We start from the raw sequence: 11,959 nt of genomic DNA, 5'->3' as shown, positions 1-11,959 counted from the left end.
ACTCCGTTGGTGACGGTTCTTGGCATCGGCAACCCCGTCATGGGCGACGACGGCATTGGTCTCGAGCTGCTGAGGCGTCTTGCCCCAGAACTGGAATCTGCAGGCATGGGGCAGACAACGCAGGCTGGGGATTCTGCGCATCTGGTCTGGTCGCCCTCCAACCTCGATGATCCTGCGAACCTCGCCGGGCGAGGGGACGAATGGACGGGTGCGGTTGCCTACATCGATGGTGGCACCTGCGGTATGGAGTTGCTGCCCATCGTGCAGGAGGCCAAGAACCTATTGTTGCTCGACGCTCTCGCTGGTCCGGGGGATCCCGGTACCGTCGTCAAGCTCGTCGGTGACCAGATCCCTAGACTATTGGCGGCAAAGCTGTCCGCGCATCAGGTCGGCTTGCTGGATTTGCTCACCGCGGCGCGACTGCTGGGACAGGAGCCTGAGCGCGTCGGTGTGGTGGGAGTGGTCTACGAGTCTGCCGACATGGTGGTGGGGCTCAGCAACACGGCACTTGGCGGCATTGAGGAGGCGACTGAGGTTGCGCGCGAGCTCATCGACAGCTGGCTTGCCGACGAGCGCGAAAGCGACGTCTAACTCTCGCCCTCAGCGTTGACCTCAACACTGGAGATTTCAAACTCGCGGCCGTGCCGCAAATCCGCAGTTGGGGTGCCGCAGACAGGGCAGGTTAGAGCATAGAATTCATCAATTTCATGCTCGGCCTCGCAGGTGGGGCAGTAGACCGTCGAGACAATGAGCTCGGCATCTAACTCGGCGCCCTCACACTGCGTCGCGGCACTGGCCACAGGCCATGCGGCGATGAGGGAATCGTAGACGACTCCGGAGCGGTCGCCCACACGCATTGACACCTTTGTCACGGTACGTCCCGGGCAGACCTCGGCAATCTTTTCCACCACGCTGGTCAACAATCCAAGCTCATGCACAGATACCATTATGGCGAAGCACTCAGCGCGAAGGAGGCGCAGGCGGACCATGTCATCCAAATCCGTTCCGGCTACCCAGCACATCCAGCTCGATGAGCTTGTTGACCCATTCGAGGCACGACTGGATGTCTATCGCGATGACAACGGTGCCATCACACAGGTGTCCTTCGACCTTTCAGGGCTGCCGCGTATCGACGGGATGCTCGTGGGCAAGCAGGCATTGGATGTGCCAGATATCACCAAGCGGCTGTGTGGCCTGTGCCCGGTTGTGCATCATCTTGCAGGCGTACGGGCGGTGGAGGACCTCTACAGGATTTCCGACATTCCCCGAACCGCACAGTTGATTCGAGAGCTGCTGGTGGCCGGGTCGACCTTGGATAATCTAGCGACCAAGTTTGTGGCCGTCGACCGCGAGGGGGCGCGGACAATGAAGCGTGCCGGAAAAGCTCTGATGCGTGCAGCGGGGGCACCGTCGCATTTCCCAGATGTCGCCGTCCCCGGCGGTGTGCGCGCGGCAGTGGATAAGACGCTTGTTTCTGAGGCAGAAAGTGCCCTAGAGGCGCTAGCTGAGACGGCGGTAATCAAGGAAGTGGAGCTTCTTGCCGCCCCCGATGCTTCTGATGCTTGGACGGATACTTTTGACGGTCTCGACGTCGCAGTCGTCGACGCTGACGGTGAGCTGGCTCCGCTGGGAAATTACCTGGCAGTCGCGCGGCACGACACCGATACCGCAGCGCAGATTTTCCCGGCTGCTGATTGGCCTACACGTGTTCGGGAATCCCGTCCGGGCGATGCCGCTCCCAGACCGGTGTTTGATGCCTCGAAGGAGCTGGGCAAGGATGGCTGTGAAGGTGAGCAGGCCGATTTCTACCGGGTGGGGCCGGTCTCCAGGCAGGTTGTCGTCGATAAGCGTGGAATCAGCCCACGCGACGCCCAACGCCAGCTTCTCGCCGACACCGTGGCCTGGGCGAAGCGGGTGCTTGCCGACGGGGAGCTGCTCGGCGACCATGTGTGCAATCCGAATGCTGCGACGGCGATTGAGAATGCTGACTTTGAAGAACCTCGCAGCGGTGTCGGGATGATTGACGGGCCACGTGGGCTGTTAGTGCATCGTTATACGGCAGGAGCTGACGGCATCATTACGGATTGTCAGATTATGACACCGACTGCGCAGAATGAACCCTGGCTGACGCGTATGCTCACCGAGCAGCTGTGCGGTGGCGGGGAGACTGCGGGGGTCGAGAAGTCGATTTGGGCCGCTGATCCGTGCCTACCGTGTAGTTCGGCACCTGCGGGAGTGATGACATTCACGATGCAGGAACATGCCGGTGCACCTGCGGACAATATAACAACGGACAGCCCTGGTTCGGCGGATGCCCCGACTGTAGTGGAGAGGACGAAGTAACACGATGTGTCTTGGAATTCCTGCCCGGGTTTTGGCAATCGCCGATGGTCCATTGCCGATGGCGACGGTGGATATGGCGGGGCAGAAGCGGCAATGCTCGGCAATGTACGTGCCTGAGCTGGTGGCAGGTGATTGGGTGTTCGTCCAGAACGGGTTCATCATGAACGTGCTGGACGAACAGGAGGCCAAGGAGTCCTTGGCCGCAATTGAGGAATATAACCTCATCGAACATGTCGCTGAGGTCTCCCCGAAGGGACGGGCCTAGTTCACGCAGGTCACGCCGGCGGCGTCGATAGCGGGGCGATCTTCCTGCGGAATTGCCCCGCCTTCCTGGCCGATGACATCGCCATTGGAACCATCTTCGACTTCAGGCGCGGGTTCGGCACCGTCGCCCGAATCAGCGGCCATTCCCTCTGATGTCAATCCCGGGCCTTCGTAGTCACCGGCAATTGTCACTGAGATGTGGTGCGGATCGAGGTATGGATCGTGGACAATCGGTACGCCACCGAGTGCCTCAGAGATGGCCTGCGCTGCCGGATCCTCTGGGTCAGCCGCATTGATCTGGCTGGAGGCAACGCCGGCGAACTCAGCGTTGCCGACCTCGCCCTGGGTGTAGCCCTTTTCCGTTAAGAAACCTGAGACGCCGCTGGCCAAACCTTCAATGCCTGTGGCGTTGTAAACGCTGACCGTAGTTTCAGCCGCGTTGGGGTCAGCCTTCTTTTCGTCTTCTTCCTTCGCCGGAGCTTTTTCTTCCTTGGTGCCCAGCAGGGTCTCGAAGTACTTGTGAACCTGGCCCTTATCGATTGTGACCACCGACTCGCCATAGTCACCGACACCGTCAATCGAGGTCACCGGGATAGTTTCAAACTTCACGTTGCCACCACTGAGGCCCTGCATCTGGGTGGCAAATCCGGTGACATCCCAGTTGTCGTCGAGCACCACCGAGCGCTGGACGGCGTTGCCCAGTTCAGACAGCTTCGCGGGATTAGACAGCGTGCCAGCGCCGAGCAGCTTATTGGTGAACGAGGCCATGAAGACCTGCTGGCGAGTAATTCGGTCGAGGTCACCGCGGGGCAGGCCGTGGCGCTGGCGGACGAATGAGAGCGCGTCGGCACCCTTCAACGTCTGTGAGCCCGCTGGGAAATCTGCACCCGAGAACTCGTCGTAGACAGCCTCATTCAGACATACATCGACACCACCAATGGCATCGGTGAGCAGGACGAAGCCGAGCAGGCCAACTTCTGCGTAGTGGTCAACGGTGATACCGCTGAGATCGCTAATGGTTTCAATTAGAGCTCTACGTCCGGCCTCGGTCGAGCGACGCTCAATGTCTTCCGGCGAGGCGCCGCTTCCTGCGAGTTCCTCTTCGACCATCTGCTTTGTGTTGCCGTAGACGCCATTAATCTTTGTGTTGCCTAGGCGATTGGTGTGGACATAGGTATCGCGCGGAATGGAAATTGCCGTCGCTGAAGAACCATCGGCAGGAACACGAATCACAATAATCGTGTCTGTATTCGTGGCTTCTTCGTCGCCGGCACGCAGAAGCTCAACTTCTTCCGGAGTCAGCGGGTTGCCCTGGGCATCGGTGCGAGAGTCGGAGCCGACGAGCAGAATATCGGTTGCACCGTCCTTCTCACTGCCCAGACCGAAGTCGCCACCCGAACCCAAGTTGTCGGTGGTTCTACCAAGTGTCCACCAGCCAACTGCGGAAATAACCAGGATAATGGCTGAGAGCAGCACAAGCGCATTGCGTAGCATCGGCGGCCAAGCCTGGGCTGTACTCTCTGCAGAGGACGGTGGCGCTTGAATATCGCGTGCGTGACGCGCGCGTGGCGTGTGGCTGCTCAAACCGGGGCTCCTCTTAAACCGTTTTTCGAAAATATAATTTGTGCTGCAAGTCTGCGTGGGCATTCCACACATCGTGGAGCGCAGTAAGCAGCTGCGGAAACTACATAAACCTTAACCGTCCAACCGTGTGCGGTTACACCTCAACACAGTGTCAATCGTATCTACGATAGTGATAAAGAAGAATATGTCTGAAATTTCAGTCTCGCATTTCGCCACTCATGGACCAACCCACAGCAACTCGCGGCGTCCCATTGTCGCCATAACTGGTGCGGCGGGACAGCTGGGTACTGCGCTTCAGTGTGATTCTTTTGCCGCCGGTGTTGAGGTGCGCGCTCTCACTCGGGCACAGTTGGATATCACTGATTCGGCTGCTGTGGAGGCAACGCCTCTGCTTGACGACGTCGACATCATCATTAACGCGGCAGCGGCGACCGATGTCGATGGCGCAGAATCCGATCCCGGTTCGGCGCACCTTATTAATGCACTCGGACCGAAGTACTTGGCGGCTCGGGCGAAAAAAGAAGGCGCGTATCTCATTCACATCTCCACCGACTATGTCTTCGGTGATGTAGCAATCGATGAGATGACGGGGCAGCGCCGAGCGCTGCGAGTTGATGATTTCACCGCGCCTCAGACTATGTATGGACGTACCAAGTTAGTGGGGGAGAATAATGTGCGTGATTCGGGTGCGCGTTTCGCTATTTTGCGCACGGCGTGGGTCTGGTCGGGGCCCACACAGCCGGAGGCCAAGGACTTCGTTTCCACGATGATGCGTCTGGCAGAGACGGCGACTGACGACAAAGGCAATCCGGCAATTATTAAGGTCGTTGACGATCAGCACGGAAACCCCACATTTGTCGGTGATCTCGCCGGAGCTGTCTGGGAGTTGTCCGAACGTGTGTTGTCCGAACCGAGCAGCGCACCGACCGGCACCTTCCATGTCACGGGCAGCGGTGAGGCGACATGGTTCGAGGTGGCTCGCGAAGTGTTTCGGCTCACCGGTCACGATCCGCAGCGTGTGGTGGCTTGTACCAGCAGTGAGTTCCCACGTCCGGCCCCACGTCCGGCCTGGTCCGTGTTGGATGGTTCGGCATGGAGTGAGGTAGGTCTACATGCGCTTCCGGAGTGGCAGGACACTTTGCGGGCAGTCCTGACCTAGGGTCTAGGTTTGTGATTGAAACCTCGAATTCCCCGCAACCCTCGCAGCTTCCGCTCGGTGTGGTCACCGTGACCTTTTCGCCCGGTGAGCACCTGAGCAAGCTGGTGGATTCGCTGGGCCCCGCCGCCAGTGCCTCCACGCGTCTGATTATGGCCGACAACGGCTCGACGGATGGTTCCGTGGAGAAGGAAGAAGCTCGGGCCAAGGAGACCGGAGCGGATGTTCAGCTTCTGCGCACCGGCGGCAACATTGGCTATGGCGCGGCCGCCAACCGTGGCATTGCGGAGCTGGGGCGGGCTCGCCGTGCTGGTGAAATCAATCCTGATTACGTCATGCTGGTCAATCCTGACGTGGTGTTTGCCCCTGGCGCAATCGATGTTCTGTTGGAATGCGCGCAGCGCAATCCCAAAGCTGGAGCGATTGGTCCGCTGATTCGCGAGGCGGATGGCAGCGTGTACCCGTCGGCACGCGCGGTTCCTAAACTTGTCAGCGGTATCGGGCACGCGCTGCTTGCCGATATCTGGCCTACTAACCCTTTCTCACGGCGCTACCGGGATGACACGGATATGGATCGTGAGCGATCGGCGGGATGGTTGTCGGGCGCGTGCCTGCTGCTGCGGTGGGATGCGTTCGACCAGATTGATGGCTTTGATACCCGCTACTTCATGTACATGGAGGACGTGGATTTGGGTGACCGACTGGGCAAGGCCGGTTGGAGCAATGTTTTCTGTCCCCGTGCAGAGATTCGTCACGCGCAGGGGCATTCTGCCAGTAAGCACCCGGAAATTACCGTAAAGGCCCATCACGAGTCGGCATACCGTTTTATGTCAGATCGCCTGCCGGGGCCGGCGCTGGCACCTGTGCGACTGGCATTGCGTTTGGGGCTGTTCCTGCGTGGCAAAGTCATAATCGCGGTCAAAAAGCGTAGGAATTAATTAACTGTTGGAATGATCCATCGAAGAAAGTTACCGATTTCATGACTACCGAAGTTCGTCCGAGTGCTGGGCATGGCTCCGCCTTCCAGCCGGGAGCGGATGCTGCACAGCAGGCGGGAGCCACGTTGGCTGAACAGACTGACGCTGTCATTCTGGTCGGCGGGCAAGGTACGCGTTTGCGTCCCCTTACCGTGAATACGCCGAAGCCGATGCTGCCCACGGCAGGGCATCCATTCCTGGAGCATCTGCTTGGCCGCATTCGTGCAGCAGGTATGAAGCACGTGGTATTGGGCACCTCCTACCGAGCTGAAGTATTTGAAGAACACTTCGGCGATGGTTCGGATTTGGGTCTCGAAATTGAATATGTCTTTGAAGCTGAGCCGCTGGGTACCGGTGGCGGTATCCGAAACGTCCTAGACAAGCTGCGCTATGACACCGCGATGATTTTCAACGGCGATGTCCTCGGCGGTACCGACTTGCGTGCGGTGTTGGGTACTCACGCGGAGAAGGATGCGGACGTCACGATGCACCTCGTACGTGTGCCGGATCCACGCGCGTTCGGCTGTGTCCCGACCGATGAGGATGGGCGCGTCCTGGAGTTCCTGGAGAAGACCCAGGATCCGCCAACCGATCAGATTAATGCCGGTATCTACGTGTTCCGCCGCGAGATTATCGAATCGATTCCGGCTGGTCGTCCTATTAGCGTTGAGCGTGAAATCTTCCCAGCGCTGCTTGACCGCGGTATGAACGTCTACGGTCACGTTGATTACGCCTACTGGCGTGACATGGGGACTCCGGGTGACTTCGTCCGCGGCTCCTCCGATTTGGTCCGCGGTATCGCGCCGTCACCGCTACTAGAGGGTAAGCACGGCGAAGCGCTTGTCGACGAATCAGCGTCGGTCGGTGGCGGCGCTCTTCTCTACGGTGGCTCTGTCGTCGGACGTGGGGCGGAGATTGGTGCGGGAGCTCGGATTGATCAATCGGTGATCTTCGACGGCGCACGCATCGGTGCCGGTGCTGTGATTGAGCGCTCTGTGATTGCCGATGGCGCCGATATTGGCCCGCGGACGGTCATCAGTGATGCCATTATCGGCGAGGGTGCCGTCGTTGGTGCGCGCTGTGAATTGATCAACGGTATCCGTGTGTGGCCGGGTGTCCAGATCCCCGATCACGGAGTACGTTTTTCGACGGATGTCTAGTCTGCAGCCTTCGGCGTGTCAGACTTTTGTCGGCAATATCTGATTAGAATTGCCGAAGTGTCGCCAAAGGTGCTGGTGAGAGGCATGTGGCGAATGTGATTGAGTTCAGGTGGCAGGTTTAGAGTCCGGGGGCCATCCTTCAACCTGAACTTAATCCCCAACGCGGGGGGAGGGGCTTCAGGGGCAATGAAAAGTATTGGGGCAAATTCTCTATTCGGCTTGACCGATGGTGGGTTACACGTGTGTAATCACAAATGTGTGTTTCGCACACTAAGCCCAATTTAAAGACCCGCAGCAACAACCATCAGGAGGCCCTCGGCATGGAAAAGTCCAGCATGTTTGATGGCGGCTCTGCTGTGGATAGTGAGACGAATGCGGGTGACATCGCTGTGAATGATAGCTCCTCTGAAAACCAGCCTCGGCCGTTGACAGAGTGGGCAGATGACCTTTCGGGGTTGTTTGAAGCCGTCGATCAGGACTGGCAGGAGCAAGCTCTGTGTGCCCAGACCGATCCAGAAGCTTTCTTCCCTGAGAAGGGTGGGTCCACTCGCGAAGCAAAGCGTATTTGTCGTGCTTGTGGTGTGCGAGATGAATGCCTGGAGTTTGCTCTCGAGCATGATGAGCGCTTCGGCATTTGGGGTGGCCTCTCTGAGCGTGAGCGCCGCCGTTTGAAGCGGCAGATTGGCTAGAACCGCGCGGCTAGTTTTCGTGTGCGCGCAATGCCACAGTCTCCCTTGGGGTAAACCCCTGGGGGATTTTTCGTTGAACGAGTTTTTCCCCGCTCTCTAGGGAGCTCCTTAGAAGAAAGCTTTCTACAGGAAGTTCTCGTCGAAACTAGGGTCCACCTCAACCGGATCAATGCCCAGATATACCGCCACCAGGCGGATCAGTACATATTGCAGCATCTGGTCCAGTTCCACTCGGCCCGAGACACGGCGCTCAATCGGGCGGCGGAACACTACTACGCAGGGGCGGGTGGGGTTGCCTACGCGGTCAATGCCAGCAGGGATAAGTCGTCCCAGCGGAACAGGTCCATCAGCGACAATCTCTTCCGGGAAGTACATGTCCGGGCGCAACTGCATGCGAGGAATCGTGTCGATGGCGATGTCCAGGTGCGACAGTTGTCGGGACCAGCGCTGATCCAATGGGGCATAGGCGTCAATAACCGCCTGGTCAAAAGCTTCTGAACGGCTCTTCCAACGAGGTACTTCCGGCGGCAGCAGAGGTCCCCGAGGTCCGCGACCGCGTCGCAGTGAGCGTCGCAAAGAGCGCGGAGTATAAGCCGATGAATTCATATTTGTTGAGCATAATCGGTCGGCCTGTCAACGTGGGTGAGGTCAACTTTCGGCCATGTCGCGGGTTTGCTGGGTAAGGCTGGGGTGCCCCGGGGAGCGTCGGAAAGCGAAAAACGCCCGGAGTGGGAGAAAAACTATCGAAACTTAAAGTTAGGGTCTAGACTTTGATGCCGTGAGTGTTTTTAGACGTTGTTGCCGGCCCGGCTGTGGCAAACCTGCCGTAGCTACGTTGACGTATGCCTACGCGGAGTCGACGGCTGTGGTGGGGCCGCTCGCCGCCGCGTCCGAACCGCATAGCTGGGATCTCTGTGAGAAGCACGCGCGTTCCATCACCGCACCGCTGGGTTGGGAGCTCGTGCGTTACGACGTGCCGACGCCCGCCCAGGACGATGATGATTTGACCGCATTGGCGGAAGCCGTCCGTGAAGCTGGCCGCAACGCGACTGGCCTGGTGCTGCGGGATGAGGTCGACAACCGTCCTCAGACCTACAAGATTGATTCCAGCCGTCACCCGTCGACGCGGAAATCCGCGCGCGGTCACCTGCATGTAGTTCGCGATCCGGAGGATTCGGACGACTAACGGGTCGGGCGCCGTGCCCCAGCTCATGCCATCTTGCCGCGGCATTTCTTTGTGAGAGCCTCTCTGGGGCTAGTATCATTTTTCACAAAACTGATACTTACCCAGAGAGGTTTTTCGTGGGCACTTACAATCGTTCCGATTTGGATGCCGTCATCAAGGCCTATGACGTGCGCGGTGTTGTCGGTGAGGGCATCGACGCGGACCTCGTCGGAGCCATCGGCGCCGCCTTTGGGCACATCATGCGTTCAGAGGGCGCAACGCGTGTCGTAGTTGGCCACGATATGCGTGAGTCCTCGCCGGAGTTGGCGGCTAGTTTCGCCGATGGCGCGGCAGCGCAGGGGCTCAATGTCACCCTGCTCGGCCTGACCTCTACGGACGAGCTGTATTTCGCCTCCGGAGTAAGGGAATGCCCGGGCGCGATGTTCACTGCCAGCCACAACCCAGCTGAATACAACGGCATCAAGATGTGCCGTTCGCTGGCCCGCCCAATCGGGCAGGAGACAGGGCTTGCTCAGATTAAGGATCTGCTTGTCGACGGAATTCCGGAGTACACCGGCACTCCGGGCGAAATTGATCGTGAGGATGTTCTGCAGGATTACGCGGCGTTCCTCCATGGGCTGGTCGACATTCGCTCCGGCCGTCGCCTGAAGGTTGCAGTCGATGCCGGTAACGGTATGGGGGGACTGACAGTTCCGGCAGTGCTCGGAGAAGACATGGATGTTGCTGATCTCTACTTTGAGCTCGACGGCAACTTCCCGAATCACGAGGCCAATCCATTGGAGCCCGCCAACCTCGTTGACCTACAGAAGTTTACGGTGGAGCAGGGCGCAGACATCGGTATTGCCTTCGATGGCGACGCTGACCGCTGCTTCGTCGTCGACGAGAAGGGCAACCCGGTCAGCCCATCGGCCATCTGTGCGTTGGTGACCACCCGCTACCTGGAGCAGAACCCGGGTGCGGCTATCATCCATAACCTGATCACATCGCACGTCGTGCCGGAGATGATTGTGGAAAACGGCGGAACCCCGGTTCGTACCCGTGTTGGGCACTCCTTTATTAAGGCGCAAATGGCCGAGCACAGTGCTGTTTTTGGTGGCGAGCATTCAGCGCACTACTACTTCAAGGAATTCTTCAACGCAGACTCCGGCATGCTGGCTGCCATGCATGTCCTGGCCGCACTGGCCGAGCAGGATAAGCCGCTGAGTGAATTCATGGCCGAGTACAACCGCTACGAGGCCTCCGGTGAGATTAACTCCCGCCTGGGTAGTGCCGAGGAGCAGCAGGCCAAGCAGAAGGAAATCGAGGCCGCGTTTGCCGATCGCACGGAGTCCTCGGACTGGATGGATGGCCTGACCATTGAGCTGGCGGACTCCAAGGCGTGGTTCAACGTCCGGGCCTCCAATACGGAGCCGCTGCTGCGTCTGAACGTCGAGGCTCCGACGCGTGCTGAGGTCGACGCTCTTGTCGACGAAGTTCTCGGCATCATCCGCGGTTAATCAACCCCACGCGCCCGTTTTCAGGCATGCTTGGGAGTATGACCTCGTCATTCGACTCCTCCCATAACCCGCGCCAAGAGGCCCTGTTCTATCGTATGGCCACTGCCGGTGCAGGTCTCAGAGCTGCTGCTTCCGCGACTCGCGGGGGTGCGTTTGCTCAACTTTCACTGCCGCGCAGTGCGGTCATCCTCGTGGGAAATCGTCGGGCGCAGCTCGCTGCCGAATCCGTGCGCGCGCTTGCCGACGATATCCGCTGTCCGGTGGTAATTGCGCATCAGTTGCCCAGTTATGTCGGTGCCCTCGACTTGGTCATCGTCTGTGACGACAACCCCGGCAGCCCACTGGGGGCAGCTCTGGCTGAAGCTGATAGGCGAGGTGCTGCCACGGTCGTGGTGGATCCCGGTGAAGGGCCACTGCGTGCCGCCGGTAGCCCCGATACGGTTGTGGTTCCGCGCCCGGCGATGGCGGAGTCCGCGTCCTTTACCGCCTATGTCGGTGCCATCGCCAGCGCGCTCACCGAATGCGGTGCCACCACCCTGGCTCCGGCCGGGGTAGTGGAGGAAGTCGCTGATGCGGTGGACGCCGATATTGCCGCCTGTGCTCCGCAGCGAGATGAAACAGTTAACCCCGCGCGGCAGGTAGCGCAGTGGGTGGCAGGCCGCAGAATGCTTGCAGTGTCGACGACCTCGGCGCTGGCGCCGGTAGCGGAACTGGCATCGTTACAGATGCTTGAGGCAGGCGTGGTCTCGGCAGCGTCGTCGATAAGCGAATTGTCTCTTAGTGTGGGCGCGTTGCTCGCTGCAGAACCCCAGGAAAGCCGCGATATTTTCTATGACCCGTTTATTGATGGTGGGGATGAAGGGGCGACAGTGCTACCGTTGGGGGCGATTGTTTTAGCTGCGCCGAACAATGTGGGCCACTACCGGGACCACTACGGCGAGGTTGGATGGGCTCGTGTGGAGTGCCCTGCGCTCGATGCGGAGACTCATCATCCATTGGTTGAAGTATGTGTTGCTGCAGCCAGAGTTGGTGCGATTGCGGCGTTTTCTGCGTAATCGCCGGGTGTCACCGAAGGCTTTTGGGCCTTCGGTGAGATTGGCGTGC

The 11,959-nt window shown here is 59.3% G+C and carries 13 protein-coding genes; 10 read left to right on the top strand and 3 right to left on the bottom strand.

Features of this window, described 5'->3' with window-relative positions; translation table 11 throughout:
* The first annotated feature begins 6 nt into the window (after positions 1–6).
* The gene (locus HMPREF2878_RS03685) at positions 7–591 is read left to right on the top strand and encodes a hydrogenase maturation protease (protein WP_070566238.1); all 585 of its coding nucleotides are present in this window, start codon (positions 7–9) and stop codon (positions 589–591) included.
* Here HMPREF2878_RS03685 and HMPREF2878_RS03680 read toward each other — a convergent pair.
* Positions 588–947: a hydrogenase maturation nickel metallochaperone HypA/HybF gene (locus tag HMPREF2878_RS03680; protein WP_187403833.1), complete on the bottom strand. Its 360-nt coding sequence runs from the start codon at positions 945–947 to the stop codon at positions 588–590. The genes HMPREF2878_RS03685 and HMPREF2878_RS03680 overlap by 4 nt on opposite strands.
* A gap of 40 nt (positions 948–987) precedes the next feature.
* On the opposite strand from HMPREF2878_RS03680, the gene HMPREF2878_RS03675 reads away from it, so the two are divergent.
* Both HMPREF2878_RS03675 and HMPREF2878_RS03670 read left to right on the top strand, forming a co-directional pair.
* Complete coding sequence (locus HMPREF2878_RS03675; protein ID WP_070604417.1) at positions 988–2,343, top strand: nickel-dependent hydrogenase large subunit; 1,356 nt, start codon at positions 988–990, stop codon at positions 2,341–2,343.
* A 4-nt stretch (positions 2,344–2,347) separates the two neighbouring features.
* Positions 2,348–2,608 carry a HypC/HybG/HupF family hydrogenase formation chaperone gene (locus HMPREF2878_RS03670; protein WP_070603458.1) on the top strand — a complete coding sequence of 87 codons (261 nt, stop codon included), beginning with the start codon at positions 2,348–2,350 and terminating at the stop codon, positions 2,606–2,608.
* Here HMPREF2878_RS03670 and HMPREF2878_RS03665 read toward each other — a convergent pair.
* On the bottom strand, positions 2,605–4,191 hold the full coding sequence (locus tag HMPREF2878_RS03665) for an LCP family protein (protein ID WP_048731647.1): 1,587 nt from the start codon (positions 4,189–4,191) through the stop codon (positions 2,605–2,607). The two genes, HMPREF2878_RS03670 and HMPREF2878_RS03665, sit on opposite strands and share 4 nt — an antisense overlap.
* A gap of 184 nt (positions 4,192–4,375) precedes the next feature.
* On the opposite strand from HMPREF2878_RS03665, the gene rfbD reads away from it, so the two are divergent.
* From rfbD to HMPREF2878_RS03645, 4 genes are all read left to right on the top strand, one after another.
* Positions 4,376–5,350: a dTDP-4-dehydrorhamnose reductase gene (rfbD, locus tag HMPREF2878_RS03660; RefSeq protein WP_070652865.1), complete on the top strand. Its 975-nt coding sequence runs from the start codon at positions 4,376–4,378 to the stop codon at positions 5,348–5,350.
* Positions 5,351–5,361: 11 nt separating this feature from the next.
* Entirely contained in the window at positions 5,362–6,285 is a 924-nt protein-coding gene (locus HMPREF2878_RS03655; RefSeq protein ID WP_070601206.1) for a glycosyltransferase family 2 protein, read from the top strand.
* 41 nt (positions 6,286–6,326) lie between these two features.
* Positions 6,327–7,484 carry a mannose-1-phosphate guanylyltransferase gene (locus HMPREF2878_RS03650; protein WP_048731655.1) on the top strand — a complete coding sequence of 386 codons (1,158 nt, stop codon included), beginning with the start codon at positions 6,327–6,329 and terminating at the stop codon, positions 7,482–7,484.
* 320 nt (positions 7,485–7,804) lie between these two features.
* Positions 7,805–8,173: a WhiB family transcriptional regulator gene (locus HMPREF2878_RS03645; protein ID WP_005510060.1), complete on the top strand. Its 369-nt coding sequence runs from the start codon at positions 7,805–7,807 to the stop codon at positions 8,171–8,173.
* A gap of 123 nt (positions 8,174–8,296) precedes the next feature.
* On the opposite strand, the gene HMPREF2878_RS03640 is transcribed toward HMPREF2878_RS03645, so the two are convergent.
* Complete coding sequence (locus tag HMPREF2878_RS03640; protein ID WP_070439494.1) at positions 8,297–8,779, bottom strand: metallopeptidase family protein; 483 nt, start codon at positions 8,777–8,779, stop codon at positions 8,297–8,299.
* 172 nt (positions 8,780–8,951) lie between these two features.
* Between HMPREF2878_RS03640 and HMPREF2878_RS03635 the strand changes: the two genes are divergently transcribed.
* From HMPREF2878_RS03635 to HMPREF2878_RS03625, 3 genes are all read left to right on the top strand, one after another.
* Positions 8,952–9,359, top strand: a complete 408-nt coding sequence (locus HMPREF2878_RS03635) for a DUF3499 domain-containing protein (RefSeq protein ID WP_005509890.1) — start codon at positions 8,952–8,954, stop codon at positions 9,357–9,359.
* Positions 9,360–9,475: 116 nt separating this feature from the next.
* Positions 9,476–10,855 carry a phosphomannomutase/phosphoglucomutase gene (locus HMPREF2878_RS03630; protein WP_083295704.1) on the top strand — a complete coding sequence of 460 codons (1,380 nt, stop codon included), beginning with the start codon at positions 9,476–9,478 and terminating at the stop codon, positions 10,853–10,855.
* 38 nt (positions 10,856–10,893) lie between these two features.
* Positions 10,894–11,910 (top strand): hypothetical protein, encoded by a 1,017-nt coding sequence (locus HMPREF2878_RS03625; protein ID WP_049172792.1) that lies wholly within the window; start codon positions 10,894–10,896, stop codon positions 11,908–11,910.
* Positions 11,911–11,959 lie beyond the last annotated feature (49 nt).

Source organism: Corynebacterium sp. HMSC065H09, from assembly GCF_001812845.1.
Lineage (GTDB): Bacteria > Actinomycetota > Actinomycetes > Mycobacteriales > Mycobacteriaceae > Corynebacterium > Corynebacterium jeikeium_D.
Note: the sequence above shows the minus strand (reverse complement) of the source record. Positions and strands in the feature narration are given on the sequence as shown.